Genomic DNA, 26,575 nt, shown 5'->3' with positions numbered 1-26,575 from the left:
CCCCGCCCCCGGGTAACCATCGCCCCACCGGACTGCCCACCCCCTCGAAAGAAGAGCCAGTGCCGCTGAGCTCCGAGTTGACCCTGGCCTCGTCGCCGCGCGCCGCGGCTGACGCGCGCCGGTGGGTCAGCGACGTCTTCGTGCGGCTCGAGCGCGCCGACCTCGTGGAGTGTGCCGAGCTGGGGGTCTCCGAGCTGGTGGCCAACGCCGTCCTGCACGCCGACGCGCCCTTCAAGGTCCGCGTGCGCGGCACCGCCAGCCACCCGCGGATCGAGGTGATCGACGGGTCCACGAGCCCGCCGATCCCGCCGGTCCCGCTGGCCGGCGACGACCTCGACCTGCTCCTCACCTTCGGTCGCGGGTTGTCGATGGTCGCCCAGTGCGCGACCGCCTGGGGCGCGACCATCGAGTCCGACAGCAAGATCGTCTGGTTCGAGCCGGCCGCCCAGATGAGCGACGAGGGCGGCGCCGAGTGGGTCATCGACGCGCACGACCAACCCACCCCCGAGCCCACCAGCGACGCGGCCGTCGACGTACGCCTCCTCGGTCTCGACGTGCCCCTCCACGCCTCGCTCGCCCGGCAGTACCACGAGCTGCGTCGCGAGCTCCGGCTCCTGTCGCTGTCCCACCAGTCCGACTACCCGCTGGCCGGCGACCTCACGTCGATGTTCGCCAACTACGAGCGCCAGTTCCCCGACGAGTTCGGCGAGCAGGTGCGTCGCGCCGAGCTCGAGGGACTCCCCCGCATCGACCTGGCCTTCCCGATGATGCGCGAGGCCGGCCCGATCTTCGTGACCATGACGGAGATGTTCGACGTCGCCGACGCGTTCTGCCGCGCCGAGCGGCTGCTCTCGATGGCGCGCACGCCTGCCCAGCGCGCTCTGCAGAACTGGCTGCTCAGCGAGGTCGTCCAGCAGCTCGCCGGCGCGAACGCCCAGCCGTGGGACGCACAGGCCCACACCAGCCCGTCCGCCAGCCAGGTCGGGTGAGCACGCGCCACCTCGCCGCCACCGACCTCGCCGTCGTCGCGGCAGGAGGTGCGGTCGGCGCCCTGCTCCGCCTCGCTGTCGACACGGCCGCGCCGGACACGTTGTTCCCGTGGCCGACGCTCGCGATCAACGTCGTCGGTGCGTTCGTCCTCGGCGTGCTGCCCGCCCTGGCCGTCGTACGGCGCTCACGCAGGGTCGCGGCCGCCCTCGGACCCGGCGTGCTCGGCGGGTTCACCACGGTGTCGGCGTGGGCGGGCCAGGTGCGCGGGCTCGCGGACACCGGCCACGTCGGCCTCGCCGGGGCCGTCCTGGCGCTGACGCTCGCCGCCGGGCTCGCCGCCGCCGCCCTCGGTCGGCACCTGGCGCACCGGGCCGAGCCGCCGGGAGCCGTCGAGTGAATAACCCCACGGCATGACGGCGTTGCTCGTCGCCCTCGGCGCGGCCGTGGGGGCGCCCCTGCGCTACGCGATCGGCCAGCTCCTGGACGGGAGGTTCCCGGCCGGGATGCTGCTGGTCAACACCCTCGGCTCGGGACTGTTCGGCGTGCTGGCTGCCCTGTCGCTGGGCGACGCCGGGTGGGCGCTGCTCGGCACCGGGTTCTGCGGCGGCTTCACGTCGTTCTCCACCTTCGCGGTGCAGGCGGTCGAGCGGCCGGCACGCGCCGCGACGGCGTACGTCGTGGCCACGGCCGTGCTGTCGGTCGGGGCGTGTGCGGTCGGCTGGAGCCTCGCCGGGCTCGTGGGCTAGGCCAGCGGTCGGCAAAATTCGAGCCGCTCAACCCCAGCCGAGCTCGTGGAGCCGCGCGTCGTCGAGCCCGAAGTGGTGCGCCACCTCGTGCACCACGGTGATGCGGACCTCCTCCTCGAGGTCCTCGACGGTGTCGGCCATGTCGAGGAGCGGGCCGCGGAACAGCAGGATCCGGTCCGGCAGCATGCCGGCGTGGTTGGCCGGTCGATCGGTGAGCGCGAGTCCGTCGTAGAGGCCGAGCAGGTCCGGGTCGTCCTCGGGGGCGTCCGGCTCGACGAGCACGACCACGTTGTCCACCAGCCGCGCGAGGTCGTCCGGCAGGCCGTCGAGCGCGCGGCCGACCACGGCGTCGAAGGCGACGGGATCGAGGTCGATCGGCATGGAGACACCCTAGGAGCGGCAGGAAACCGCCCGTCCTGTCCGCCACCGTGCCCGAAATGCGACACAGGCTGAGCCTGGCGGCTCAGCCTGTGTGGCATGCGTTGGCGACCCCGACGGGACTCGAACCCGCGGCCTCCGCCGTGACAGGGCGGCGCGCTAACCAACTGCGCTACGGGGCCTCGTGATGCTGCTGCTTCGTGCTCCTCCGGTGGTGCTGGTGGAGCGGGTGGAACTCTAACCCATGCCCTTCCGCGACCACGAATCGGCGTCGGGCACGGGACCGGTCGCACCCCCAACCGGATTCGAACCGGCGCTACCGCCGTGAAAGGGCGGGGTCCTGGGCCGCTAGACGATGGGGGCCAGCCTGCCGGGCGAACCGTCAGACGGCATCAGCATAGGGGCATCCGCGAGCGGGCCCCCAAACCCGCCCGTCGGCGTCCGTCGAGGACCACGACACGCCGACATTGGTCGAAAGTTGGCTGAGACTTGCCACGAGATGCCCCGAAGTTTGACTAGCCTTGCCGAGTGAGCACGGGGGCACGACAGCTGCGCTTCCTCGTTGTCGACGACAACGAGGACATCCGCGACGTGTTCTGCCGCCTGGTCCGCCGCGCGGGCCACGAGGCCACCACCGCCAACGACGGCCTCGAGGCCGTCGAGCGGATGCAGCACGAGACCTTCGACGTGATGCTCCTCGACCTCACCATGCCGCGGATGAACGGCGTCGAGGTGGTGCGCTGGATGCGGGACCACCCGGAGGTGGGCGCGGAGATGCGCGTGGTCGTGATCAGCGCCTGGGCAGGGGAGCACCGAGCGGCCCTCCAGGAGCTCGGAGTTGAGACAGTCATGCAGAAGCCGCTGCGGATTCAGCAATTGACTGATCTGATTGCCGAGACGCTGCCCGACGTGGAGTCCTGACTCCCGACCCTGACAGCTTCACGGGGGTTCGGACTCCGGGTGGCGTCGGGGCGCGGTCGACCGACCGTGCTTCTCGGCAATCCCCCTGGAGAAGAAATCATGATGAACCGCATCCGCACCCGCATCGAGTCCGCCCGTGCCAACAACCAGCTGCAGTCCTACTACCTGTGGCGTCCGGCCCCCGGCCGTCGCTGAGGCTGGTCCGGCACTCGGACGTGAGGCATCGACAGTGATGCTCACACCGTGATGCACCTGGACAGCGTCGAGTCGGCCGGTGGCCGGCTCGGCGCTGTCCTCTCGGCCCCACGGTCGGGGGCCGTCGCCCTCGGCCCCCACGGACCGTGGCTGGTCACCACGCCCGCGCTCGCGCGGCGGGTGCTGACCGAGCCCGACCGCTTCGACTTCCCCGGTGACGTGAGCCGCAGCGGCGACCTCTCGGCCAGCCGGGGCGAGACCCGCTCGGGCCACGTCGTGCTCCCTCCCCTCACCCCCGCCGAGGTGGCCAGGGGACGCGAGGTGCTCGAGACGGAGTGGCATTCGGCGATCGCCGAGCACGACCGCACCGCCCCCGGGACGCCGTACGACGCCACGGTGCTGCTGCGGCGTCCGGTGGCCCGCTCGACGGTGGCGGCGGTGCTCGTCACCGACGTGCCCACCCGCGACCGGGTCGCCGACCTGACCCTCGCGTGGATCGACGCGCTCGCACCCGTCATCTCCGCGCGGCGACCGCCCGGTCGATGGAGCCGCGCCAGGCGTGCCGAGCGCGACGCCCGCTTCGCCCTCGACGACGCCCTGAGGGCCGTGCCCGACCTCGCGACGCCGCCCGAGCAGGTCGCGACCATGCTCGCCGCGGGCGTGCAGGTCCCGATCGCCGCGGGCGCGTGGCTGCTCGCCTGGCTCGCCGCGCACCCCGCCGACACCGCGGAGGACCCCGACCGCGATCCGCTGCACGCGGTCTGGGAGACGCTGCGGCTGACGCCACCGACGTGGGTCACGGCCCGCATCACCACGGAGCCGGTCGACCTCGCCGGCACGGAGGTCCCGGCCGGACGCGTCGTCCTGGTGAGCCCGCTGCTCCTCGGCCGGCTCCCCGAGCTGGTGCCCGGTGACCCGGACGCGCTCGCCGGGTTCGACCCGTCCCGATGGACCGACGGGTCCCACCGCCCCGGGGCGTGGCTGCCGTTCGGCGCCGGTCCACACGCCTGCCCCGGGAGGACGCTCGGGCTCGCCCAGCTCGTGCACCTCGCGACGTGGGCGGGCCGGCACCGGCTGGGCCTCGCGGGGCACGTGGGGATCGACCAGAGCCGGGGCATCGCACCGCTACCGTGTCTCCTGACGATCGACGACGCCGTCGACGACGCGGGGCGAGGAGGGTCTCTGTGAGCGAGGACTCCGCGCTGCAGACCAGCGTCGCCGCGGGCCCGGTCTCCGCGACCGCCGCCGCCCTCGCCGCCGAGGTCGTCGACGAGGACCTCGCCCTCGAGGAGGCGCTGCAGCGCACCGTCGACCACCTCCTGGCCGAGCCGCGCGTCCAGACCGTCACCGCCGTCCTGACCAGCTTCACCCCCGACGACCCGAGCAGGTGGATCCAGCTCGGCGGTCGGGCGTGGGTGCGCGAGTGGACACCGCCGGGGTCGACCCGCACCCTCCTGCCACCGCCGGGGGCCGGCCCCGAGGCGGCGCTGACGATGCCGTGGCTCTCCCAGCGCGGACGCGAGAGCCGCATGGTCGTCCTGACCGATCGCGCGCTCCTCCCCCCGGAGGCGGCCGAGGACCGCGACCAGCTCGAGCGCGAGGGGGTCGGCAGCTTCGTCGCTACCTCGTTCCGCTCGCGCGGGGGGATGTTCGGCAGCATGTCGCTGTCGTGCGACGAGGCCGGCGCGTGGCCCGCGCAGCTGCTCGACGACTTCCGGCTGCTCACGGCTGCGATCACCTCCCGGCTGACCCTCGAGCAGGCCCGGCGTGCGCTCGCCGAGGCGCTGGACGCCAGCGCCGAGGCGCAGCTGGGCTACCAGCAGCTCTTCGGCGCGGTCGGGCACGAGCTGCGCACGCCGGTGACGGCGGTCCTCGGCTACACGGAGGGCCTCATCGACGACGCCGAGCACGGCACCCCCGACGACGTCGTGTCCGGGGTGCTGCGCGACGGTCCGCGGATCGTGCGCGCGTCCGAGCAGCTGCTCGCCATCGTCGACAGCCTGCTCGGCGCCGGCCGCACCCTCGCCGGCGACGACGGCCGCACCCAGGTCGGGGTCGCCGACGCCGTCGCCGACGTCGTGCACTGGCACCTCTCGCCCGCCGCCACCGGCTCGGTGGAGATGACCGTCGACATCGACCCCGCTGTGACCGTGTGGGCCCACGCGTCCGCCGTGCGCCAGATCCTGACCAACCTCGTCGGCAACGCCATCAACCACCACCGCGCCGCCGGCGGCACCGTCCACATCTCCGCCGACCGGCTCGTCGGCGAGAGCGGCCACCCGATGGTGCGGATCGTCGTGCGCGACGACGGCCCCGGACTCGACGCCGAGCAGCTCTCGCGCGCCTTCGAGCCGTTCGTCCGCTTCGCGGCCGACGGGCGCAAGGGCACCGGCCTGGGGCTGACGATCTCGCGCACCATGGCCGAGCGCGACGGTGGCGCGGTGCAGGGCGAGTCGGTCCCCGGGACGGGCTCCACCTTCTGGCTCGAGCTCCCCGCGGACCCCCTCGCGTCGGTGCCGTCCTCGACGGACTGAGCCGTTCCGGGCCGATTCAGGGTGCACCGGCGCCCTCATGTATCCTCGTCCCGCTTGGGCAGGTAGCTCAGTTGGTACGAGCGATCGCCTGAAAAGTGATAGGTCGGCGGTTCGACCCCGCCCCTGCCCACAAGCACAGGAAGGCCCCGACCACGTCCCGGTCGGGGCCTTTCTGCGCACCACGACCGTCCGCGAGGATGACTGCCCACCGACCACCGCCGACCTCCCGGAGGACCACCGTGCGCATAGTGCTGGCCAACTCGGCGTTCCACGAGGTCGGCGGCAGCCAGACGTACCTCCTGACCCTCGGTGAGAACCTCGTGCGCCTGGGCCACGACGTGCGCATCTACGCGCGCACCGCCGGGGACATGGCGCGGTCCGCGGCACAGCAGGGCATCACCACCGTCGACCGCCTCGAGGACCTCGGGGAGCCGGCCGACGCCGTGGTGACGCAGGACGGTGTCGTCGCCCACGACCTGGCCCACGCGTGGCCGGGGGTCCCGCAGGCGTTCGTCTGCCACAGCTCGCTGTTCGACTTCCAGCAACCACCGCTCGTGCCGGGCATCGCGACCGCGGTGATCGTGCTGAACGACCGCGTACGACGACGGGTCGAGGCGCTCAACGCCGACGTCCGCGTCGTACGACTGACGCAGCCGATCGACACGCAGCGCTTCTCCCCGCTCTCGGCGCCGCACGCGCCGCCTCGACGGGCCCTGGTCCTCAGCTCCTACCTCGACGGAGCTCCCCGGCAGGCGCTCGAGGACGCGTGGGGTGCCCACGGCGTCGAGCTGGTGTCGCTGGGCATCGACGACGTCGACCTGGCCCCCGAGCTGCGCATGAACGACGTCGACGTCGTCGTCGGCAAGGGCCGGGTGGTCCTCGAGGCGATGGCGTGCGGCCGTCCCGCCTACCTCTTCGACAGCTTCGGCGGCGACGGCTGGGTCACGCCGGAGACCTACCCGGCCATCGAGGCCGACGGCTTCACCGGGCAGACCGGCGGCACCGGCCTCGACGTCGCGCGGATGGCCGCCGACATCGCGGCCTACGACCCGGAGTGGGGGCGACTGGGCCGCGAGCTGGTCCTGCGCCAGCACGACGCCCGCATGCACGCCCAGTCCGTCCTCGAGGTGCTGTCGTCGATCGGGGCCGGTCCGGGCCGACCACCGACGCTCGAGCTGGAGCTGAGCCGCCAGATCGGACGGCGGTGGGCCGCCGAGGCCGAGCTGTTCGGCCTGCGCGCGATGGCGCGGCGCGTCAACGACCGGGCGGACGCGGCCGAGGCCGAGGCCGTCGAGGCGCGCAGGTCGGCCTGGGAGGCCGCGGACCTCCTGAGGGCCGCGGAGGCCGAGCTGGACAACCTCCGCGCACGCGTCGACGACTACCAGCAGCGCAACCGGCGGCTGCGTCGCAAGGTGCGCCGCCTCGGCGGCGCGGGCGAGCCGGGCGGCGAGGATGACTGACCTGCGGCAGTCGGACCTCGCACCGCACCTCCTCCTCGCGCCCGACGTGGTGATCGGCGCCCGTGTCGAGCTGGGCGCCAACGTCGTGCTGCACGCGGGCACCGTGCTGCACGACGGCTGCCGGGTCGACGACGGGGCGGTGATCGGCCGGCAGCCGCGCATGGGCCGTGGGTCCGGCTCGCCCGCACCCGCGCCCGCCCCCACCGTCATCGGGGAGGACGCCGTGGTCGGGTGCTTCACCGTGGTCAACGTCGGCGCCGTCCTCGGCCCGCACAGCTGGCTCGGCGACCACTGCCTGGTCCGGGAGGGCTCGCAGGTCGGGGCCGACGCCTCGATCGGCCACGCGTGCACGATCGGGCGCGACTGCGTCCTCGGCGAGCGGGTCCGGATGCAGGGCTACGTCGGCCTCGCGAGCGGGGTCGTCGTGGAGGACGACTGCTTCTTCGGCGCCCAGGTCATCATCAACGGGGGGCTGACGATGGGGTCGCGCCCCTCAGGGCCGCCGGTGCTGCGACGCGGCGCGCAGATCGGCAGCGGCGCCCAGGTCCTGCCCGGCACCGAGGTCGGGGAGGGCGCCGTGGTCGGCGCCGGCTCGGTCGTGGTGCGCGACGTCGCCCCCGGGACGACTGTGCGGGGCGTGCCGGCGCGGTGATGCCCGAGCTCCCCCGCCTCGAGGTCGTCCGCCGGGTGCGGCCGGTCGACCTCGTCGCGCCCGGCGCGGTCCGGGTCGACGCCACTGCCGGCGGCGTCGTCACGATGCCCGCCGTGGCGCCGTACGTCGCCGCGACGACCGCCGCGCGGGACCGGTCGCCGCTGGCGATCCACCTCGGCAGCCACCGCATCCGGGCGGAGGTGCGCGACGGGTCGGTGTCACTGGCCCTCACGGACGGCGGGGCGACACGAGCGCTGCGCAGCCGGCGCTTCCACCAGGCCCGGGAGACGGCCACCGAGCTGGGGCTGACCCTCACCGGCACGCACGTGACGGCCTGGGTCCACGAGGCCGGCTCGTGGGTGGCCCGCGCGCGCCACGACCTGCGCGAGACCGTCGACACCCGCGACGAGTCCCTGCTGGCCGACCTGCGCGTCGAGCTGCCGGACCACGGCGGGACGGCCGGGGGTTTCGGCCAGCTCGGGCTGCGCGACGTCCGGTTCGTCACCGACGAGACCGGACGCCCGCTGCGGGAGGACGGCGCGACGTGGCTGACCGCCACCTCCGCAGGCCCCGGCTTCTTCGACACCGCCCACACCAGCACCTGGCGCCTCGGCCCGGACCTCGAGGTCGAGCACGCCGGCGACCTCTTCTTCCGCCGACCGGACCGGCCCGGGGTCTTCGGTGACCACGCCACCCACCTGGTCCGCACCGAGGGACGGTGGCTGGTGGCGACCAGCACGTGGGGTGACTTCGAGACCCCCACGACCCGCGCCGGTCGTCGTACGCCGGCGGGGTTGCGGGTCACCCTCGCCGAGTCCGACGCCGACCTCCTCCGCGGCACGCACGTCCTCGACACCCGCGAGCTGCCGCTGCCGACCGACGGCCTGGCGTCGATCGCCACGTGGGACCCCCACCTCGTCCGCCGCGACGCCCCGGACGGAGCAGGCGAGTGGCTCGTGGGGTTCGTCAGCGCGCGGAGGTTCTTCGACTTCCATCCCGCGCTCGCGGCGGGACCGTCGCTCGACGAGCTGCGGCTGCGCGCCGCTGCCGTCGACCGCACGGCGACCGAGGGCACGACCCTGCTCGAGGTGGACGGCCGGATGGTCGTGCTCGCCAGCGACGGACGCGACTCGCGACGAGGCGTGCGGGCGAGGTTCCCGGTGCTCGACCTCGACATGACGGACCTCGGCGTCCTCGCCGCGCCCTACCCCACCAACCTGCCCTGGCCCACGCTCGCCGCGGTCGACGACGGCTGGGTGATGGTGACCTTCGACGGCAGCCGGACCGGCGGCGACCTGCTCGGCTACGGGACCCACGGTGACCTCGTGGTGATGCGGTCACGCTGATTCGAGGTGCCCCGACAGCGGCGATACGCTGACCGTGACGGCGGTCACCACCCCTCGACCGCTCCGACCAGGTCCGCACACCCCGCGGCCGCACCCCACCAGAAAAGGACGCAAGAGCATGTCTGGAGCACCTTCCGGCGTCGACGTCTTCGAGCTCGGCAGTGAGCACGAGCAGGTCGTCTTCTGCAACGACAGCGCGACGGGCCTGCGGGCCATCGTCGCCCTCCACTCCACGGCGCTCGGGCCGGGCCTCGGCGGCACGCGGTTCTACCCCTACGCCAGCACCGACGACGCGACCGTCGACGTGCTCAACCTCTCGCGCGGGATGTCCTACAAGAACGCGCTCGCCGGCCTCGACCTCGGTGGCGGCAAGGCCGTCATCATCGGCGACCCGGCCGTGCTCAAGACCGAGGCGCTCCTGCGCGCCTACGGTCGCTTCGTGCAGTCGCTGGGCGGGCGCTACTACACCGCGTGCGACGTGGGGACGTTCTCGGTCGACATGGACCACATCGCCCGCGAGTGCGACTACGTCACCGGCCGCACCGTCGCCCACGGCGGCGCGGGCGACAGCTCGGTGCTGACCGCCTACGGCACCTTCCAGGGCATGCGCGCCGCGGCCGAGCAGGTGTGGGGCGAGCCCACGCTCGCCGGACGCACCGTCGGCATCGCCGGTGTCGGCAAGGTCGGCCGCCACCTCGTGCGCCACCTCGTCGAGGACGGCGCGAAGGTCGTCGTCACCGACGTGCACGCCCCGTCGGTCGAGGCGGTCCGCGCCGAGCACCCCGATGTCACGGCGGTCGCCACCACCGACGACCTGGTCGCGAGCGAGATCGACGTCTATGCCCCGTGCGCGATGGGCGGCGCGATCAGCGACGAGGTGCTCGAGGTCCTGCGCGCGACGATCATCTGCGGCGCGGCCAACAACCAGCTCGCGCACCCCGGCATCGAGAAGCAGATCGCCGAGCGCGGCATCCTGTACGCCCCCGACTACTGCGTGAACTCCGGCGGGGTCATCCAGGTCGCCGACGAGCTCGAGGGCTTCTCCTTCGAGCGTGCCCAGCAGCGCGCCAGCGGCATCTTCGACACCACCCGGCGGGTCTTCGAGCTCGCGAAGGCCGAGGGCATCACGTCGGCCGAGGCCGCCGACCGGCTCGCCGAGCGCCGAATGCGCGAGGTCGGCCGCCTGCGCGGCATCCACCTCTGACCTCACTACACGTGACCGGGCACTTCCTGCCGGTCGTGACCGCCGACCGGGCGATTCCTGCCCGTCAGCGCTCGCACACGAGCAGGAAGTGCCCGGTCACGTCCTCAGACGGGCAGGAAGCGCCCGCTCACGTGTAGTTCGGGGCGCGGTCGTACGTCGCAGCACCCGGTACCGGGTGCGCCGTCACCAGCCGGACCGGCCGGCGTGACCGGGATCAGTCAGTCTGCGCGACGACGGGGGTCGGCATAGTCCGCCCACTCGTCCTCGTCCGGCTCGACCTCAGTCGGCCGATGGGTGTCCTCACCGTGCAGCTCCTTCGCCAACGCGCCGAAGTCCGTCTCATGAGTCCGGTACTTCAGGTCGCGTGCGACCTTGGTCTGCTTCGCCTTCGCTCGGCCGCGCCCCATAGGGTCGACCCCCTCGCACACTTGGCCGGGGCCGCCTGAGGCGCGCCCGGTCTGAACGGTCACATGTCGTGAGGGCAACGCTACCTGAGCGGTGGCTGTTCCCGCACACCACATCCCGGTTTTCTGCCGACGGCTGAACAATTGACGGCAGATCGGGCTCACCACCCGGGGTGCTGGCCCTCCAGGACGACCCTGCCGCCCTGCTCGTCGTCGAGGCGGACCTCGCCGGCGACCCACGCCGTGATGCCGTGCCCGGCCAGGACGGAGATCGCCGTGTCGACCGACTCGGGGGCGGTGAGCGACACCATCCCGACCCCGCAGTTGAGGGTCGCCTCGAGGTCGGGCTGCGACACCGAGCCCACCCGTCGTACGACGTCGAAGACCGGCTGCGGCGTCCACGTCGAGCGGTCGAGGCGGACCGACACCTCGGCCGGGAGCACCCGCTCGAGGTTGGCGGCGAGCCCGCCGCCGGTCACGTGGGACATGGCGTGGGTCTCGGTGCGCTCGGCGAGGTCGAGGCAGGCCTTGGCGTAGATGCGGGTCGGCTCGAGCAGCTCCTCACCGAGCGTGCGACCGAAGTCGTCGACGTGGCGGTCGACGGTCCAGCCCGCGTCGTTCAGCAGCACGTGGCGGACCAGCGAGTAGCCGTTGGAGTGCAGCCCGCTGGCCTCCATCGCGATCACCACGTCGCCGGGGCGGACCCGCCCGGGGCCGAGGAGCTTGCTGGCCTCGACGACACCGGTCGTCGCGCCCGCGACGTCGTAGTCGTCGGGGTCGAGCAGGCCCGGGTGCTCGGCGGTCTCGCCGCCGATGAGCGCGCAGCCGGCGACCACGCACGCCTCGGCGATGCCCTTGACAATCGCGGCGATCCGCTCCGGCACGACGCGACCGCAGGCGATGTAGTCGGTCATGAAGAGCGGCTCGGCGCCGCACACGACGAGGTCGTCGACGACCATCCCGACGAGGTCGAAGCCGATGGTGTCGTGCACGTCCATCAGCTGCGCGATCGCGACCTTCGTGCCGACACCGTCGGTGGAGGTCGCCAGCAGGGGCTGCTCGTAGCGGGTCAGCGCCGAGGCGTCGAAGAGCCCCGCGAAGCCGCCCAGGCCGCCGATCATCTCGGGACGGCGGGCCTTCTCGACCCACCCCTTCATCAGGTCGATCGCACGGTCGGCCGCCTCGATCGAGACGCCTGCCGCGGCGTAGGCGCCGGGAGTGGGTGCGGTGGGCTGATCGGTCACGCGGGCTCCTGTGGCGTCCGGCTGGTCTCGGCTGTTCTCGGTATGGGTCAGGGGTTGTTGAGGACCGGGAGCGCGCGCCCCATGGTGGGCGACTGCAGCGTGGCCTCGAGCAGGTGCTTGCCGAGCAGGCTCTCGTCGGGGAGCTCGACGGGGTACTCGCCGGTGAAGCAGGCCGTGCACAGCTGGGTGCGCTGCTGCTTGGTCGCGTCGATCATCCCGTCGAGCGAGATGTAGCCGAGGCTGTCCGCGCCGATGCTGGCCGCGATCTCGTCGGGTGAGAGCCCGTTGGCGATCAGCTCGGCGCGGGTGGCGAAGTCGATGCCGTAGAAGCAGGGCCACTTCACCGGCGGGCTGGAGATCCGCACGTGGACCTCGACGGCGCCCGCCTCGCGGAGCATCCGCACCTGCGCCCGCTGCGTGTTGCCGCGCACGATCGAGTCGTCGACCACGACGACCCGCTTGCCGCGGATCATGTGCTCGAGGGCGTTGAGCTTGAGCCGGATGCCGAGCTGGCGCAGCGTCTGGCTGGGCTGGATGAACGTGCGGCCGACGTAGGCGTTCTTGACGAAGCCCTGGCCGAACGGGATCCCCGACTCCTCGGCGTACCCCGACGCCGCAGGCGTGCCGGACTCCGGGACCGGGATGACCAGGTCGGCCTCGACGGGGAACTCGCGGGCGAGCTGGCGACCCATCTCGACCCGCGACTCGTGGACGCTGCGACCGCTGATCGTGGCGTCGGGGCGGGCGAGGTAGACGTACTCGAAGACGCAGCCCTTGCGGTCGGGCTCGGCGAACCTGTGCGAGCGCAGCCCGTTCTCGTCGATGACGACCATCTCGCCGGGCTCCACCTCGCGCACCAGGCTGGCGCCGATCGTGGCGAGGGCGGCGTCCTCGCTGGCGACCACCCAGCCGCGCTCGAGGCGGCCGAGGACGAGCGGACGGATGCCCTGCGGGTCGCGGGCGGCGTAGAGGGTGCCCTCGTTCATCCAGACGAAGCAGAAGGCGCCACGCACCTGCGGCAGCACCTCGAGCGCGCGCTGCTCGAGCGAGGTGTCGGGGTGGTGGGCGAGGAGCGCGGTGACGAGGCTGGTGTCGTTGGTCGACTCGCCCTGGGGACGCGTGTGGAGGTCGAGCTCGTCGTCGGGACCGGGGAGGTCCGCGACCATCTGGGCGAGCTCGTGGGTGTTGATCAGGTTGCCGTTGTGGCCCAGCGCGATCGAGCCGTCGACGGTCGGCCGGAAGGTCGGCTGGGCGTTCTGCCACGTGGACGCACCGGTCGTCGAGTAGCGCGAGTGGCCGATCGCGAGGTGGCCCTTGAGCGACTCGAGCGTCGACTCGTCGAAGACCTGCGAGACCAGGCCCATGTCCTTGTAGACGAGGATCTGGCGGCCGTTGCTGACCGCGATGCCCGCGGACTCCTGCCCGCGGTGCTGCAAGGCGTACAGGCCGAAGTAGGTCAGCTTGGCGACGTCCTCGCCGGGGGCCCACACCCCGAAGACACCGCAGGCGTCCTGGGGGCCCTGGTCCTGGGGGTCGATGGCCGTGGTCAGGCGGCCGTCGCCACCAGTGCGCTTGCTCATCTGGTAGGGCACGACGCGAGTCTACGGCCGTCGGATCACATCCTCGAAGCGCCGTCCGTGATCGCCTCGCGGATCCTCGTGTAGGTGCCGCAGCGACAGATGTTGCGGATCGTGTCGAGGTCGGCGCCCGTGACCTGGCGTCCCTCGGCCTTCACCCGGTTGACCAGCGCGACAGCGGCCATGATCTGGCCGGGCTGGCAGTAGCCGCACTGCACCACGTCGCGCTCGAGCCACGCCTCCTGCATCGGGTGCAGGCCGTGTGCGCCGCGCTGCTGCTCGGCCACCTCCCCGGGCAGGCCCTCGATGGTCGTCACCTCGTCGTCGTCCGCGAGCTCGCCGACCGGCACGGCGCACGGGTTGAACGCCTTGCCGTTGATGTGGGACGTGCACGCCTTGCACACGTTGATCCCGCAGCCGTACTTGGGCCCGGTGATCCCCAGCAGGTCTCGCAGGACCCAGAGGAGTCGTACGTCGTCCTCGACGTCGACCGTGACGCGCTCGCCGTTGACGATGAAGGTCTGCTCTGGCATGTCGGTGCTCCTCAGCGGTTCAGGACGTGAGCTCGAGGCCGTTGACCGGCGACTGCGGGATCGGCGGGACGAAGGACTTGGGCTCGAACGAGAGCGTGCGGTGGTTGATCGGGAACTCGGTCGGCATGGTGCCGGTCGCCCGGGCGTAGGCACACGCCACCGCGGCGAACGTCGCGGCGACCCCGGCCTCGCCGGCACCGCCGGGGACCTTCTCCTCGGAGGGCACCACGATGACGCGGACGTCGGGCGGGGTGTTCCACTGACGCGTGTAGAAGTAGTTGTCCCAGCTCGCCTCGAGGAAGTGGCCGTCGCGCAGGTGCAGGCTGGAGGTCAGCGCCAGCGCGATGCCGTCGTTGATGCCGCCCTGCATCTGCGCCTCGAGCCCGCGCGGGTTGATGACGAGTCCGGCGTCGATCGCGAAGGTCACGCGGGTGACGCGCGGTCCCGTGACGGCGTCGCGGACCTGCCGTCCCGTCGTGGCGGGCCGCGTGTCGATCTCGACCAGGCAGGCCGAGACGCCCTTGTACTCCTTGTGGATCGCGATGCCCTGCGCCGTCCCGGCCGGCATCGACCGGCCCCACTCGCCCGCCTGGGCGACGGTGTCGAGGACCTTCAGGAGCCGCTCGTTGCGCTGGAACCTGCGGCGGAACTGGTAGGGGTCCATCTTCATCTTCGCCGCCAGCTTGTCGACGACGAGCTCGCTGGCGACGCGGACGTCGGGCGAGTAGATGTTGCGCATCGACCCGGTGTTGAAGCGGTCGTCGGTCTCGACGAGCGTCTGCGTCACTGCTCCGAAGTCGTAGGGCACCTCCTGCGTGAGGGCGAAGATCGTCTCGGCGAAGCCGAGGTTGCCGACGCCGGCCGGCAGGTCGGCGGCGGCAGCGGTGATGATCTCGCCGAGCCCGTGGCGGAAGTCGGTCTCGACGCAGGTGAGCGACTGGTTGAACGCCAGGACGTTGCTGCCGCTCACGGTGGCCTGGACACGGCACGTGCCCAGCGGGTGCGTACGACCGACGCGGGCGTCGTCGGCGCGGTGCCACATGAGCTTGACCGGCACACCCATCGCCTGCGAGACCTCCGCGGCCTCGAGGGCGCCGTCGAAGAAGAGCCGCCGGCCGAAGGACCCGCCGGCCGTGACGACGTTGACCGTCACCCGGTCCTGGCTCATGCCGAGCCTCTCCGCGATGCGCTGCTGGGCGACGATCGGCGACTTGAGACCAGCCCAGATCGTGGCGCCGTCGGGGCGGACGTCGGCGATCGCGCTGTTGGTGTCCATCGGGGAGTTGCTGCGGAACCAGAAGGTGAAGTCGCCCGACACCGTCTGGGCGAGCGGGGTGTCGGGCAGCGCCGGCATCGGCAGCTGCGCGGCGCGGACCTTGCGCAGGATCGTCGCGTCGCTCTCGCCGGCGACCGGTCCGTCCTTCCAGACCACGTCGAGGGCGCGCACGGCGTCGATGCACTGACCGAACGTCGCGGCGCGCACGGCCACGCCGGTGCTCACCTGGGCCACGTGGGTGACGCCCGGCATCGCCTCGACCTGCGCCTGGTTGCGTACGGCGACCGGCGTGCCGTTCAGCGTGGGTGCACGGCACACCATGGTGGGCAGCGCCCCGGGGACGGCGAGGTCGGTCGTGTAGTCCTTCTGCCCGGTGACGGCGGCCAGCGCGTCCACCCGGTTGGTCGGCGTACCGATCACGGTGAACTCGGCCTCGGACTTGAGCTCGACCTCGACCGCGCGGCCGCCGGCACCGCCGGCTGCCCTGACGGCCAGCTCGCCGTAGGTGACCGACGAGCCGTCGCGCGCCGTGATCACGCCGCCCTTGGCGACCAGGCCGGCGACGGTGTCACCCAGCACGATCGCGGCCGCGTCGAGCAGCGCGGCTCGGGCGACGGCCGCGGCGACCCGGATCGGGGTGTAGGTCGAGATGGTGGTGTTGGAGCCTCCGGTGAGCTGGTTGAAGAGCAGCTCGGGACGCGCCGGCGCGAGGGTCACGCGCACCCGCTCGACCGGCAGGTCGAGCTCCTCGGCGACCAGCATCGCGGTCGAGGTGGTGATCCCCTGGCCGACCTCGGCGCGCGGCAGCTCGAAGCTCGCGGTGCCGTCCTCGTCGATCGTGACGGTGATCAGGTTCGCGGTCGGTCGTGCAGCGTCGGTGAGCATGTCGTTGAGGTCGTAGAGCTCGGCCGGCTGGGGCAGCGTCGGGACCGCCGCGCCTGCGGGCGGAGCGTCGGCGAGCACGAGATCGGCGGCGGCCACGAGGGTCGCACCGGCGAGGACGTAGCCGACGAACCGCCGTCGGTCGACGGCGTAGGGGGACGCCTCGAGGGCGTGGGCGTCGCGGGGGTCGTGGAGGTCGCGGGAGTCAGGCACCGAGTCACCCGATCTGGTCGGCCCCGGCGGCCTCCCGAGGCTGAGGTCCCTCCCCAGGAACCACACCCCACTCTGACAGTGACGCTGTCAGAGTGCAAGGTCGGTCCACCCTTCGGCCGCGGTCAGGCGAGCAGCGTCCGGACCCGGTGGAGGGCGAGCCGGGCCGCGGCGCGGGTGGTCGCGGGGAGGGGCAGCGCCTCCAGCAGCCGGTGCGGCCGGGTCCAGGAGGGGTCGGAGGACAGGGCGCCCTCCGGGCCGTCGTACGACGGGTCGCTGGCGCGGTCGATCGCCTCGGCGAGGCCGAGCAGGGGGCCGCCGTCGCGCGGTGTCCACGTGTGCCCGGGGCGGCAGACCATGTCGTGGTGCAGCGACTCGATGAGCGAGGTGACGGTGTGGAACGGCGCGGTCGTGGCGAGCGCGGTGGCCAGTCCGACGATGCCGGCGGGCGCGACCGGTGCGGGCAGTCGTACGCGGGACAGTCCGGCCCCGCGCGAGCAGGCGCTCATCAGGCTCGGGTAGGTCACGACGTCGGGACCGCCGATGTCCACCGCCCCGCGCGGCCCGTCGTCGTCGAGCGCCTCGCCGATCGCGCGGAGCACGTCGGAGACGGCGATGGGCTGGACCCGGTGGTTCATCCACAGCGGCACCGGCTGGACCACGAAGAGCGTCGCGATCTGCCGGATGATCTCGAACGACGTCGAGCCGGCGCCGATGACGACCCCGGCCCGCAGCGCCGTCGCCTCGGTGTCCGCCGCGAGGAGGATCCGCTCGACCTCGAGCCGGCTCGAGATGTGCGCGGACAGCTCGCTCTCGGGGGCGTCGGGCACGAGCCCGGAGAGGTAGACGAGGCGTCGTACGCCGTGCTCCTCCACCGCGGCCGCGACGGTCTCGGCCCCGATGCGGTCGCGGTCCGTGAAGTCGCTGCGCTGGAGCGAGTGGACGAGGTAGACGACCGCGTCGACGCCGGCGACGGCATCCGCGACGGACGCGGCGTCGGTGACGTCGCACCGCGCCATCACCACCCGCTCGTCCCAGCCGAAGCGGTCGGGGTCCGGTTGCGACGACGACGCCGCGACGACGTCGTGGCCCAGGTCGAGCAGGTGCGGGACGAGGCGGGAGCCGACGTAGCCGGTCGCGCCGAGGACGAGGACCTTCACGCTTCGCCCAGGTGCTTGAGGAGGTTGCGCGAGAACACCGAGCCCATGTGCTTCACGACCCCGGCCATCACCCGCTCGACCGCCGGCCGGGCCAGGCCCGGGAGCGGGAGGCTGCACGCGATCTCGAGGTCGATGCTCACGTCGGTGCCACCGCCGGCGTGGTCGGCGAGGACGTAGGTGCCCTCGACGGCCGTCATCTCGTCCTTCCGGGCCGGGTCGTGGCTGAAGACGATCCGCTCCTCGGGGTGCAGCTCCATCACCTCGGTGAACGTCGGTGCGACCGAGATGCCGAGGACCGGGATCGTGCCCATCCGCCAGACCCACCGGTCGCCGTCGGCGGTGATCGAGGTGACGTAGGGCGTGATCTTCGCGATCAGGTCCGGATCGGTCAGCGCCGCCCACACCTCGCCCCGCGGCGACCGGAGCACCGCCGACGAACGGTCACGAGCACGGAAGGTCGCCATGTCGCGAGGCTACCGGCGGGTCCCAGTCAGCGCGGGAGGTCGCCGAGGTTGCGGAGCAGGAGGGCCTCGGCCTTGACGACCTTCTCGAACTCGGCGAGGTGCAGGCCCTCGTTGGCGCCGTGGGCGCGGGTGTCGGGGTCCTCGACGCCGGTGACGAGCACGCTCGCCTGGGGGAAGGCCTCGAGGAACTCCGCGATGAACGGGATCGAGCCGCCGACGCCCATGTCGACCGGGGCGGTGCCGTCCCAGGCCTCGGCGAAGGCGGCGCGCGCGGCGTCGTACGCCGGTCCGCTGGCGTCGATCTGCGTGGCCTCGCCGGTGTCGACGACCGTCGTGCTGAGCGTGGCGCCCCACGGGACGTGCTTCTCGAGGTGGGCCTGCAGGCACTGGACGGCGTTGGCCGTGGTGTCGCCCGGCGCGATGCGGAGGCTGATCCGGCAGCGGGCGGCGGGGACGAGCGTGTTGGAGGCGCCCTCCACCTTGGGGGCGTCGAGGCCGGTGATGGACAGCGCCGGCTGGGTCCAGAGCCGCTCGACGACGCTGCCGGCGCCGATCCACTCGATGCCCTCGGCGGCGCCGGACTCGGCACGCAGGCGGGCCTCGGGGTACTCCACGTCTGCCGCCGGGCCGGAGTGGAGGCCCTCGATCGCCACGCTGCCGTCGTCGTTGTTGAGGCTGGCGATCAGGCGGCTGAGCGTCATGATCGAGTCGGGGACCAGGCCGCCCCACATGCCGCTGTGCACCGCGTGGGTCAGGGTGCGGACCTCGACGTCCATCCGCACCAGCCCGCGCAGCGAGGTGGTCAGCGCGGGCTCGCCGATGTCCCAGTTGCCGGAGTCGGCGATGACGATGACGTCGGCCTCGAGCCGGTCCTTGTGGGTGGTGAGCAGGTCGACGAGGGTGTCGGAGCCGACCTCCTCCTCGCCCTCGATGAACATCACGAGGTTGACCGGGAGGTCGTCGCCGAAGATGCGGACCGCGCCGAGGTGGGCGGCGATGCCGGCCTTGTCGTCGGCCGCGCCACGCGCGTAGAGCCGGTCGCCTCGCTCGGTCGGCTCCCACGGCGGGGAGTCCCAGTCGGCGTGGTCGTTCTCCGGCTGGACGTCGTGGTGGGCGTAGAGCAGGACGGTCGGCGCGCCCTCGGGACCGGACTTCCTGGCGATCACGGCCGGCGGCGCACCGTCGTACGCCCGGACGATCTCGGCCTCGAAGCCCTCGGCCGCGAAGAGGTCGCGGGTCGCCTCGGCGCTGCGCTCGACCTCGCCCGCCCGGGCCGGGTCGGCGGACACCGACTGGATGCGGACCAGGTCCTCCAGGTCGCGGCGGACGCCGGGCATGACCTCGGCGAGACGGGCGGCGATGTCGATGCTCATGCGGCAACCCTAGGACCGGCCCTTCAGGAGTCGAGAGTGGCCCACTCGCCGCTGCGCTTCTCCATCATCAGCTGGCGCTCGACGTCGGCGAACCCGAGGCGCCGGTAAAGACCGATCGCCTCACCGTAGGTGTCCGCGACGATGACGAGGGTGCGTACGCCGAGCCGGGTCAGGCCGTGCTGACCTGCGGCGTGCACGACCGCCGACGCGAGGCCCTGGCGGCGGTGGTCGGGGTGCGTCTCGACGCTCTGGTAGCGCGCGCGGCCCTCCTCGGTGACGAAGATGCCGGCGGTCGAGGCGAGCGTGCCGTCGACGAACGCCCCGAAGCGCGTGCCCTGTCCGGCGTCGACGAGCCGCCGCTCCTGGGCGTTCTTCTGGCGCGCGAAGGTCATGAACGTCTCCTCGGAGGTCTGGGGGTAGAGCTGCTGGCTCAGCCGCGCCCGCGCCTCCCAGTCCTCGTCGCTGGTCAGCTCGCGGACCTCCGCCTCGACCTCGCCCGGCGCGACCAGCGACGACGCTGTGAGCACGGTGGCGACGTCGACCGTCATCCCCGCCGCCTCGAACGCGGCGCGTGCCTCGTCGGTGAGCTCGGCGGTGTCGATGCCGATGCTGACGTGGTCGGCCAGCGGGAACTCGGTGTGGAAGGCGCCGACGACCTCCTTCTCGCCACCCGGGACGGGCGGGTGCGCGAGGAGGATGAAGTTGCCCCAGAAGTAGGACGGGTTGTCCGGCGAGCGCACCACCAGGTGCGTGCCGCGGTCCTCGACCACGCTGCCAGACGCGGTCAGCAGGGCGAGGTCGGTGCGGAATCCGAGGGAGCTCACGTGCATGGTGCGGAGGCTAGCCGCTGCCGGGGTCAGCCCAGGGGGAGGTAGGGCGAGAGGTCGGTGCGCTCACCGCTGGCGACGACCCTGCCGCTGTCGAGCGCCTCGTGCCACGTCGTACGACCGGTGGCGACCGACAGCCACGTGTCGGCGTCGGTCTCGACGACGGCCGGCGGGGTGCCGCGGGTGTGGCGGACGCCGGGGATCACCTGCACGGCGGCATACGGCGGCACGCGGACCTCGACGGACTTCCCCGGCGCGCGCTGCTCGAGGACCGCGAGGTAGTGCTTGACCAGCGCCTTGGTGTCGGCCGCGGCCTGCGCACTCGCGAGGGCATCGGGGGTCAGGACCTTCAGGCGCGCGGGCACCGCTCGAGGCTAGCCGGACACCGTGCAGGCAGTTCGCGACAGGTCAGCGTCCGTCGAGCGCGGCGTTGCGGCTCAGTCGCCCGAACTGCCTTCACCGTGGTCGTCCGTCCCGTCGGGCTGCGGCAGCAGCATCGCGTGGAAGGCGTACGTCGTCCGCCCGTCGCCGCGGCCCTGGTTGCGCTCGGTCCACTGCTGGACGAGGGCAGCGACCTCGGCCGAGAGCTGCGCCGCCTCGTCCTTGGTCAGCCGGACGGCGGTGTCCATCGTGGAGCGGTGGGTGTCCGGGCGCCGGTCCCGCCCGTAGGCGGCGTCGACGAGCTGGTGCGCGTAGCCGGCGGCGTTGCGGAGGAACACCGTCGCAGCGGCCTTGCCGCCGGGCTCCTTCTCCATGGCGCCGACGTCGATGCTCAGGCTGCCGTCGTCGGCCGACCTCCAGACGCGGTCGCGCTGGTCGCGCGCGGCCTCCGGCGCCTCCACGATGAGGCCGTACTTGGCGAGCTGCCGGAGGTGGAAGCTCGCCTGGTTGGCCGGGATGCCGAGCTCCTGCGCCAGGTCGGCGGCGCGCATCGGACCGCCCGCCGCCAGCTCGGTGAGGATCCGGTTGCGCACGGGGTGGGCGATGGCCCGCAGCACCCGCGGGTCGTGCACGGTCCCCCTCGTCTCGGCCATGCACCCACCGTACCAAGTTCCGCACGCACTATTGCGCAACATTGCTTGCGCAACATATGGTGCGGGACATGATGGCCTATCGCTCCCTCGCCCGCAACCGCGACTTCACCGCGCTCTGGACCGGGGAGGCGGTCAGCCAGCTCGGCAGCGCGGTGAGCATGTTCGCCTTCTCGCTCGTCGGCTACGGCCTCACCGGCTCGGCCGTGCTCGCGGGCCTGCCGACCGCCGCCTTCCTGACCGGCATGGTCGCCGCGCTCCTGCCGGCCGGTGCCGTGGTGGACCGCAGCGACCGCAAGCGGCTGATGATGCTCGCCAGCGGCTCGGGGTCGGTCGTCTACGGACTCGTCGCCGTCGCCGCCTTGGCGGGCGAGCTCCGGCTCTGGCACCTCGTGGTCGCGGCGCTGCTCACCGGGATCGGCACCGGCGTGTTCGGCCCGGCGGAGGCGTCGGCGGTGCGCTCGGTGGTCACCCGCGAGGAGCTGCCGACCGCGCTCAGCCAGAACCAGGCGCGTCACCACGTCGCCGCCCTCGTCGGCGGCCCGCTCGGCGCGTTCCTCGTCGGGCTCGGACGGGCGATGCCGTTCGTCTTCGACGCGGTCACCTTCGCGATCTCGTTCGTGACGCTGTCGCGGATCCGGACGGACCTCTCGCCGCAGTCCGACCGCGCGCCGGGCACCGTGCGCGCCGACCTGGCCGAGGGCCTGCGCTACGTGCTCGGCCGGCCCTACTTCCGCACGATGATGGCGTTCGCGGCCACCAGCAACCTGGCGGTCAACGCGGTCTTCTACGTCGCGATCATGAGCCTGGTCCAGGACGGCGTGCACCCCGGTGCCATCGGCGTGATCGACATGCTGGCCGGCCTCGGCGGCATCCTCGGCGCGCTCGTGGCGCCGCGGGTCATCGACCGCGTCCCGACCGGCCGGCTCACGCTCGCGGTGGCGTGGAGCTGGGTCCCGCTGCTCGTGCCCCTGCTGTTCTGGACCTCCCCGCTGGTCGTCGGCGCGGTGCTGTTCCTCGGCATCCTGCTCAACCCGGCGGGCAACGCCGGCTCGCAGTCGTACCGCATGGCGATCACGCCACGCCACCTCCAGGGCCGGGTGGCCTCCTCGATGCAGTTCGTCGGCATGTGCCTGATGCCGCTGGCCCCCGTCCTGGGCGGCGTCCTGCTCGAGCACCTCGGGGGCCGCGCGGCCACGGTCGGCCTGCTCGTCATCGTCACGATCAGCGCACTCATCCCGACCGCCAGCGCGACCGTGCGTCGCATCCCGCGCCCGGAGATGTGGCCTCACCTCGAGGAGCAGCCGGCGGCTGTGACCCAGCCCGCCGCCGCCTGATCAACCGCCGGGGCTGGACCGTCGCGGGGTAGTCCGCATCAGTTTTCACCGACGACGGCTTCGCAGGATGAATTTTGATGCGGACTACCCCGGTGAGGGTCAGCCGAGGGAGTCGAGGACCTCGACGCAGGCGGCCCAGGCGTCGCTGCCCGGCTCGATGACGCCGAAGTGGCCCCCGGTCACCTCGACGAGCGTCGCCTCGGCGCCGGCCGCGGTGGCGGCGTCGACGTAGGTGCTCGCCTGGCTGAACGGGACGATGTCGTCGTCGGCCGCGTGGACGGCCCACATCGGCACGTCGAGCGGGACCTGCGTGAGCGGGTCGACCTCGTCGTACGACGACTCGCCGGCGTCGCCGAGGAACGCGCGGGCCGCGTCGGTGCCGAGCCCGTCCGCGACCGCGGCGCCCAGGTCGAGCACCCCGGCCTGACTGACGACATGGGTGAGGGCCGGCCCGCCGGACCACCGGTCGAAGCGCCCGCGCGCCCCGGCCCACGTGGCGAGGTGACCGCCGGCCGAGTGGCCGAGGGTGATGACCGGTCCGTCCACGTCAGCCGCCACGGCGCCGATGGCGGCGTGGACGTCGTCGAGGGTCTCGGGGAACCCGCCGCCGTTGCCGACCCGGCGGTACTCGACGTTGGCCGCGGTCCACCCGCGCTGGACGAGGTCCTCGGCGAGCGGGGCGCCGTACTCCGCGCCGTACTGCGCCTTCCAGAAGCCGCCGTGGACCACGACCACGAGCCCGCGGCTGTCGCCGTCGGGCGTGTGCAGGTCGACCCACTGGCTCGGGTCGTCGCCGTAGGTGATCCGTTCCGGTGCGCCGCTCACTGGCCGCTCCCCTGCTTGGTCGGCATCGGTCGTCCGCGAGCCGGGCGGCTCGGGACCGGAGGCGCACCCCGCCAGCGTCACGACGCCGATCCCTGCGAGCAGGGCGCGCCGGTCGAGCCGGGGACGGGCCATGCGCTCGAGCCTAGGCGGACGCGCGCGAGAACCGCGCGGTCACCTCGGCGACCTTCTCGACGAGCTCGGGCGGGGACTCGACGACGAACTCGGCGCCCGAGGAGGCGATCACCATCAGCGGCCAGTCGAGGTCGTCGACGTTCATCTCCAGGACGCACCCGGCGCCGTCGGCCGTGACCGTGCCCCACCGGCCGACCCGGTGTGCGAGCTCGTCCGCGGGCATCGCCAGCCGCACCCGTACGGCGTGGCGCTGGGGCATCCGGCGGATGCCCTGCTGCACGAAGGCGAGCGCGTCGTCGGCGGGCAGGTCGCGGGCGCGGAACCGCTGACCGGTGGGCTCCGCGTCGGAGATCCGGTCGAGGCGGAAGCTGCGCCAGTCCGTCCGGTCGCGGTCCCAGGCGACGAGGTACCAGCGGCGGCCGAGGCTCACCAGCCGGAGCGGCTCGACGCGGCGGTGGGTCACCTCGCCTTCACGCGCGGTGTAGTCGAAGCGCACCAGCTCGCTGTCGCGGCAGGCCTGGGCGAGGGTGGTGAGGACGGTCGCGTCGACGACCGGCGACCCCTCCCACGGGCCGGGCGCATCGGTCTGGCTGGCGATGGCATCCATCTGGCGGCGCAGCCGGGGCGGCATCAGCGACAGCACCTTCGACAGCGCCTGCACCGACCAGTCGTCCGTCCCGGCGACGGCGCTCGCGGCCGCCGTACGCAGGCCGACCGCGATCGCGACGGCCTCCTCGTCCTCCAGGAGCAGCGGCGGGAGCGACCCGCCGGCGCGCAGCTGGTAGCCACCGGCTGCGCCGCGGACGGCGTCGACGGTGTAGCCGAGGTCGCGCAGCCGCTCGACGTCGCGGCGGAGCGTGCGCGCGCTGACCTCCAGCCGGTCCGCGAGCTCCGGTCCGGGCCAGTAGCGGTGGGTCTGGAGCAATGACAGCAGCCGCAGCATCCGCTCGCTCGTGCTCATGTCGTCCAGAATATTCGTAATGCGGTCAGGAACTGACCTGATGCATCCTTAGCGTCGTCCACATGACCCACAACCACCCACATGGACCGGCGATCGTGACGCGTGGCCTGACCCGCCACTTCACCTCGCGCAAGCAGACCGTCGAGGCCGTCAGCGGCCTCGACCTCGAGATCGGGCAGGGCGAGCTGGTCGCCTTCCTCGGGCCCAACGGGGCCGGGAAGTCGACGACCCTGCGGATGCTCACGACCCTCATCCCACCCACCTCCGGCACCGCGTCGGTGGCAGGCCACGACGTGGTGAGCGGCCAGCGCGAGGTGCGCCGGGCGATCGGCTTCGTCGGGCAGGGGAACGGCGCCGGGCACCGGCAGCTCGGTCGCGACGAGCTGATCAGCCAGGGCCGGGCCCACGGCCTGTCCCGCGCGGACGCCCGGCGACGCGCGGCCGAGCTGGTGGCGGACCTCGAACTCGAGGCCGTCGCCGACCGCAAGGTCTCGACGCTGTCGGGCGGGCAGCGTCGCCGCCTCGACATCGCGATGGGCCTGGTGCACCTGCCGCGGGTGCTGTTCCTCGACGAGCCGTCGACCGGCCTCGACCCGCAGAACCGGGCCAACCTGCAGGAGCTGATCCGGCGCCTGCACGCCGAGAGCGGCAGCACCGTCGTCCTCACCACCCACTACCTCGAGGAGGCCGACGCGCTCGCCGGCCGCGTGGTCGTCGTCGACCACGGCCGCGTCATTGCCGACGACTCGGCGGCCCGTCTCAAGTCCGGGCTGGGCGACCTGGTCCGGCTCGGGTTCGGTACGGCGTCAGACGCGGCACGGGCGGCAACCCGGCTGTCACGGGTGCCCGAGTCGCGCGTCGACGTCTCCGCCGAGTCCGTCGACCTGCGGGTGAAGGACGGTTCGACGCTGGTCGGCGAGGTGCTCGCCGACCTGGCCGCGGACGGCGTACCGCCGACGCGGGTGGAGGTCGCGAGGCCCACCCTCGACGACGTCTTCCTCGACCTGACCGGCCGCAGCCTGCGCGAGACCCAGCAGTCCCCCTCGTCGGCGCCCGCCGACGGGTCCACCGAGATCGAGAGCGAGGTAGCAGCATGAGCACCTTCGTCGCAGACACCGTCAACGTGATGAACCGGGAGCTCAAGCCGGTCTGGCGCGAGCCGATGTCCGTGGTCTTCGCGATGATCCAGCCGCTGGTCTTCCTCGGGCTCTTCGCGCCTCTGCTGCCGCAGGTGGGCGACGGGTCGGCGCTGCAGTGGTTCGTGCCGGGCATCGTCGCGATGACGGCGCTGATGGGCGCGTCCTTCACCGGTGCGAACCTCATGGAGGAGATGCAGTCCGGCTCGCACGAGCGCCAGCTGGTCTCGCCGCTCGGGCGACCGGCGCTCCTGGTCGGCCGGGCGCTCAAGGAGGTCGTGCCGATGCTGATGCAGGTCGCGATCATCGTCGCGGTGGTGACGCCGTTCAGCTTCGACCTGCACCTCGGCGGCGTGCTGGTCGCGGCACTCGTCCTGTCGCTGTTCAGCATCGGCGTCGGCGCGCTGTCCTTTGCACTGGCGCTGGCGTCGAAGGGCCAGGACTGGATGTTCTGGACGATCCAGCAGACCTTGCTCTTCCCCGCGCTGCTCACCGCCGGCGTCCTGCTGCCGGTCGACGGGGCGCCCCGCTGGCTCGAGGTCGTCTCGATGCTCAACCCGATGACGTACGTCGTCGACGCGACGCGCGCGCTCTTCGCCGGCACCTACCCGGCCGACGTGATCGCGCAGGGTGTCGCCGGTGCGGCCGTCGTGGCCGCTCTCGGCCTCGTGGTCGGCGTACGGGCGATGCGCCGCTCGAGCTGATTCCTTGCTCCCGTGGCGGGGGCCCGGTGGGCGGGGATCCGCCCCCGATTGGACCCCGAACTAGGGTACCCAG

27 protein-coding genes and 3 tRNA genes are annotated in these 26,575 nt (G+C 72.8%); 14 read left to right on the top strand and 16 right to left on the bottom strand.

What is annotated here, in order from left to right:
- Positions 1–59: 59 nt before the first annotated feature.
- From L2K70_RS01130 to L2K70_RS01120, 3 genes are read left to right on the top strand one after another with little or no spacing between them, the layout of a single operon-like run.
- Entirely contained in the window at positions 60–989 is a 930-nt protein-coding gene (locus L2K70_RS01130; RefSeq protein WP_236397746.1) for an ATP-binding protein, read from the top strand.
- Positions 986–1,387, top strand: a complete 402-nt coding sequence (locus L2K70_RS01125) for a FluC/FEX family fluoride channel (RefSeq protein ID WP_236397744.1) — start codon at positions 986–988, stop codon at positions 1,385–1,387. Before L2K70_RS01130 ends, L2K70_RS01125 begins: the two co-directional genes overlap by 4 nt.
- Before the next feature lie 13 nt (positions 1,388–1,400).
- Positions 1,401–1,736, top strand: coding sequence for a fluoride efflux transporter FluC (locus L2K70_RS01120; RefSeq protein ID WP_236397740.1), 336 nt, complete (start codon positions 1,401–1,403; stop codon positions 1,734–1,736).
- A 27-nt stretch (positions 1,737–1,763) separates the two neighbouring features.
- Here the strand turns inward: L2K70_RS01120 and L2K70_RS01115 are convergent, their stop codons facing one another.
- The 3 genes from L2K70_RS01115 to L2K70_RS01105 form a co-directional block, all read right to left on the bottom strand.
- Positions 1,764–2,117 (bottom strand): metallopeptidase family protein, encoded by a 354-nt coding sequence (locus L2K70_RS01115; RefSeq protein ID WP_236397737.1) that lies wholly within the window; start codon positions 2,115–2,117, stop codon positions 1,764–1,766.
- A 102-nt stretch (positions 2,118–2,219) separates the two neighbouring features.
- Positions 2,220–2,296: transfer RNA gene (locus tag L2K70_RS01110), tRNA-Asp, on the bottom strand.
- A gap of 108 nt (positions 2,297–2,404) precedes the next feature.
- A tRNA-Glu gene (locus L2K70_RS01105) sits at positions 2,405–2,477 on the bottom strand.
- 165 nt (positions 2,478–2,642) lie between these two features.
- Between L2K70_RS01105 and L2K70_RS01100 the strand changes: the two genes are divergently transcribed.
- The 8 genes from L2K70_RS01100 to L2K70_RS01060 all read left to right on the top strand — a co-directional run bounded on the left by L2K70_RS01100 (position 2,643) and on the right by L2K70_RS01060 (position 10,426).
- On the top strand, positions 2,643–3,035 hold the full coding sequence (locus L2K70_RS01100; protein ID WP_236397734.1) for a response regulator: 393 nt from the start codon (positions 2,643–2,645) through the stop codon (positions 3,033–3,035).
- Positions 3,036–3,281: 246 nt separating this feature from the next.
- Positions 3,282–4,418, top strand: a complete 1,137-nt coding sequence (locus tag L2K70_RS01095; protein WP_236397972.1) for a cytochrome P450 — start codon at positions 3,282–3,284, stop codon at positions 4,416–4,418.
- Complete coding sequence (locus tag L2K70_RS21445; RefSeq protein ID WP_236397731.1) at positions 4,415–5,764, top strand: sensor histidine kinase; 1,350 nt, start codon at positions 4,415–4,417, stop codon at positions 5,762–5,764. Before L2K70_RS01095 ends, L2K70_RS21445 begins: the two co-directional genes overlap by 4 nt.
- A gap of 56 nt (positions 5,765–5,820) precedes the next feature.
- Positions 5,821–5,894: transfer RNA gene (locus tag L2K70_RS01085), tRNA-Phe, on the top strand.
- 109 nt (positions 5,895–6,003) lie between these two features.
- A complete protein-coding gene (locus tag L2K70_RS01080) occupies positions 6,004–7,224 on the top strand; it encodes a glycosyltransferase family protein (RefSeq protein ID WP_236397728.1) in 1,221 nt (406 codons plus the stop codon).
- The gene (locus L2K70_RS01075; RefSeq protein ID WP_303645844.1) at positions 7,217–7,876 is read left to right on the top strand and encodes a DapH/DapD/GlmU-related protein; all 660 of its coding nucleotides are present in this window, start codon (positions 7,217–7,219) and stop codon (positions 7,874–7,876) included. Before L2K70_RS01080 ends, L2K70_RS01075 begins: the two co-directional genes overlap by 8 nt.
- Positions 7,876–9,222, top strand: a complete 1,347-nt coding sequence (locus L2K70_RS01065; protein WP_236397725.1) for a hypothetical protein — start codon at positions 7,876–7,878, stop codon at positions 9,220–9,222. The genes L2K70_RS01075 and L2K70_RS01065 overlap by 1 nt, the downstream gene beginning before the upstream one ends.
- Positions 9,223–9,340: 118 nt before the next feature.
- Complete coding sequence (locus tag L2K70_RS01060; protein WP_236397721.1) at positions 9,341–10,426, top strand: Glu/Leu/Phe/Val family dehydrogenase; 1,086 nt, start codon at positions 9,341–9,343, stop codon at positions 10,424–10,426.
- A 218-nt stretch (positions 10,427–10,644) separates the two neighbouring features.
- Here L2K70_RS01060 and L2K70_RS01055 read toward each other — a convergent pair whose 3' ends face one another.
- From L2K70_RS01055 to L2K70_RS01005, 11 genes are all read right to left on the bottom strand, one after another.
- Positions 10,645–10,833, bottom strand: coding sequence for a DUF3073 domain-containing protein (locus L2K70_RS01055; protein WP_236397718.1), 189 nt, complete (start codon positions 10,831–10,833; stop codon positions 10,645–10,647).
- 158 nt (positions 10,834–10,991) lie between these two features.
- On the bottom strand, positions 10,992–12,074 hold the full coding sequence (gene purM / locus L2K70_RS01050) for a phosphoribosylformylglycinamidine cyclo-ligase (protein WP_236397716.1): 1,083 nt from the start codon (positions 12,072–12,074) through the stop codon (positions 10,992–10,994).
- 47 nt (positions 12,075–12,121) lie between these two features.
- Positions 12,122–13,654 carry an amidophosphoribosyltransferase gene (gene purF / locus L2K70_RS01045; RefSeq protein WP_236397968.1) on the bottom strand — a complete coding sequence of 511 codons (1,533 nt, stop codon included), beginning with the start codon at positions 13,652–13,654 and terminating at the stop codon, positions 12,122–12,124.
- Positions 13,655–13,689: 35 nt separating this feature from the next.
- Positions 13,690–14,184 (bottom strand): (2Fe-2S)-binding protein, encoded by a 495-nt coding sequence (locus L2K70_RS01040; protein ID WP_236397714.1) that lies wholly within the window; start codon positions 14,182–14,184, stop codon positions 13,690–13,692.
- A gap of 19 nt (positions 14,185–14,203) precedes the next feature.
- Positions 14,204–16,555, bottom strand: coding sequence for a molybdopterin cofactor-binding domain-containing protein (locus tag L2K70_RS01035; RefSeq protein WP_236397712.1), 2,352 nt, complete (start codon positions 16,553–16,555; stop codon positions 14,204–14,206).
- Between the two features lie 122 nt (positions 16,556–16,677).
- Positions 16,678–17,712, bottom strand: coding sequence for an NAD-dependent epimerase/dehydratase family protein (locus L2K70_RS01030; RefSeq protein ID WP_236397710.1), 1,035 nt, complete (start codon positions 17,710–17,712; stop codon positions 16,678–16,680).
- The gene (locus L2K70_RS01025; RefSeq protein WP_236397708.1) at positions 17,709–18,176 is read right to left on the bottom strand and encodes an SRPBCC family protein; all 468 of its coding nucleotides are present in this window, start codon (positions 18,174–18,176) and stop codon (positions 17,709–17,711) included. Before L2K70_RS01025 ends, L2K70_RS01030 begins: the two co-directional genes overlap by 4 nt.
- A 26-nt stretch (positions 18,177–18,202) precedes the next feature.
- Positions 18,203–19,549: a dipeptidase gene (locus L2K70_RS01020; protein ID WP_236397706.1), complete on the bottom strand. Its 1,347-nt coding sequence runs from the start codon at positions 19,547–19,549 to the stop codon at positions 18,203–18,205.
- A 23-nt stretch (positions 19,550–19,572) separates the two neighbouring features.
- The gene (locus L2K70_RS01015; RefSeq protein WP_236397704.1) at positions 19,573–20,379 is read right to left on the bottom strand and encodes a GNAT family N-acetyltransferase; all 807 of its coding nucleotides are present in this window, start codon (positions 20,377–20,379) and stop codon (positions 19,573–19,575) included.
- A gap of 26 nt (positions 20,380–20,405) precedes the next feature.
- A complete protein-coding gene (locus L2K70_RS01010; protein ID WP_236397701.1) occupies positions 20,406–20,741 on the bottom strand; it encodes a sterol carrier family protein in 336 nt (111 codons plus the stop codon).
- A gap of 72 nt (positions 20,742–20,813) precedes the next feature.
- Entirely contained in the window at positions 20,814–21,410 is a 597-nt protein-coding gene (locus L2K70_RS01005; protein ID WP_236397698.1) for a winged helix-turn-helix domain-containing protein, read from the bottom strand.
- A gap of 68 nt (positions 21,411–21,478) precedes the next feature.
- Here L2K70_RS01005 and L2K70_RS01000 point away from each other — a divergent pair, with 68 nt between their 5' ends.
- Positions 21,479–22,744: an MFS transporter gene (locus L2K70_RS01000; protein ID WP_236397695.1), complete on the top strand. Its 1,266-nt coding sequence runs from the start codon at positions 21,479–21,481 to the stop codon at positions 22,742–22,744.
- A gap of 99 nt (positions 22,745–22,843) precedes the next feature.
- Here L2K70_RS01000 and L2K70_RS00995 read toward each other — a convergent pair whose 3' ends face one another.
- Positions 22,844–23,701 (bottom strand): alpha/beta hydrolase, encoded by an 858-nt coding sequence (locus L2K70_RS00995; protein ID WP_236397692.1) that lies wholly within the window; start codon positions 23,699–23,701, stop codon positions 22,844–22,846.
- A 10-nt stretch (positions 23,702–23,711) separates the two neighbouring features.
- Positions 23,712–24,662 (bottom strand): helix-turn-helix transcriptional regulator, encoded by a 951-nt coding sequence (locus tag L2K70_RS00990; protein WP_236397689.1) that lies wholly within the window; start codon positions 24,660–24,662, stop codon positions 23,712–23,714.
- Positions 24,663–24,724: 62 nt separating this feature from the next.
- On the opposite strand from L2K70_RS00990, the gene L2K70_RS00985 reads away from it, so the two are divergent.
- Entirely contained in the window at positions 24,725–25,759 is a 1,035-nt protein-coding gene (locus L2K70_RS00985) for an ATP-binding cassette domain-containing protein (RefSeq protein ID WP_236397686.1), read from the top strand.
- The gene (locus tag L2K70_RS00980) at positions 25,756–26,502 is read left to right on the top strand and encodes an ABC transporter permease (RefSeq protein WP_236397684.1); all 747 of its coding nucleotides are present in this window, start codon (positions 25,756–25,758) and stop codon (positions 26,500–26,502) included. The genes L2K70_RS00985 and L2K70_RS00980 overlap by 4 nt, the downstream gene beginning before the upstream one ends.
- Positions 26,503–26,575 lie beyond the last annotated feature (73 nt).

It is taken from the genome of Nocardioides potassii, from assembly GCF_021648885.1.
Lineage (GTDB): Bacteria > Actinomycetota > Actinomycetes > Propionibacteriales > Nocardioidaceae > Nocardioides > Nocardioides potassii.
The sequence above is the reverse complement of the archived record's forward strand: the minus strand, read 5'-3'. Positions and strand labels throughout refer to the sequence as shown.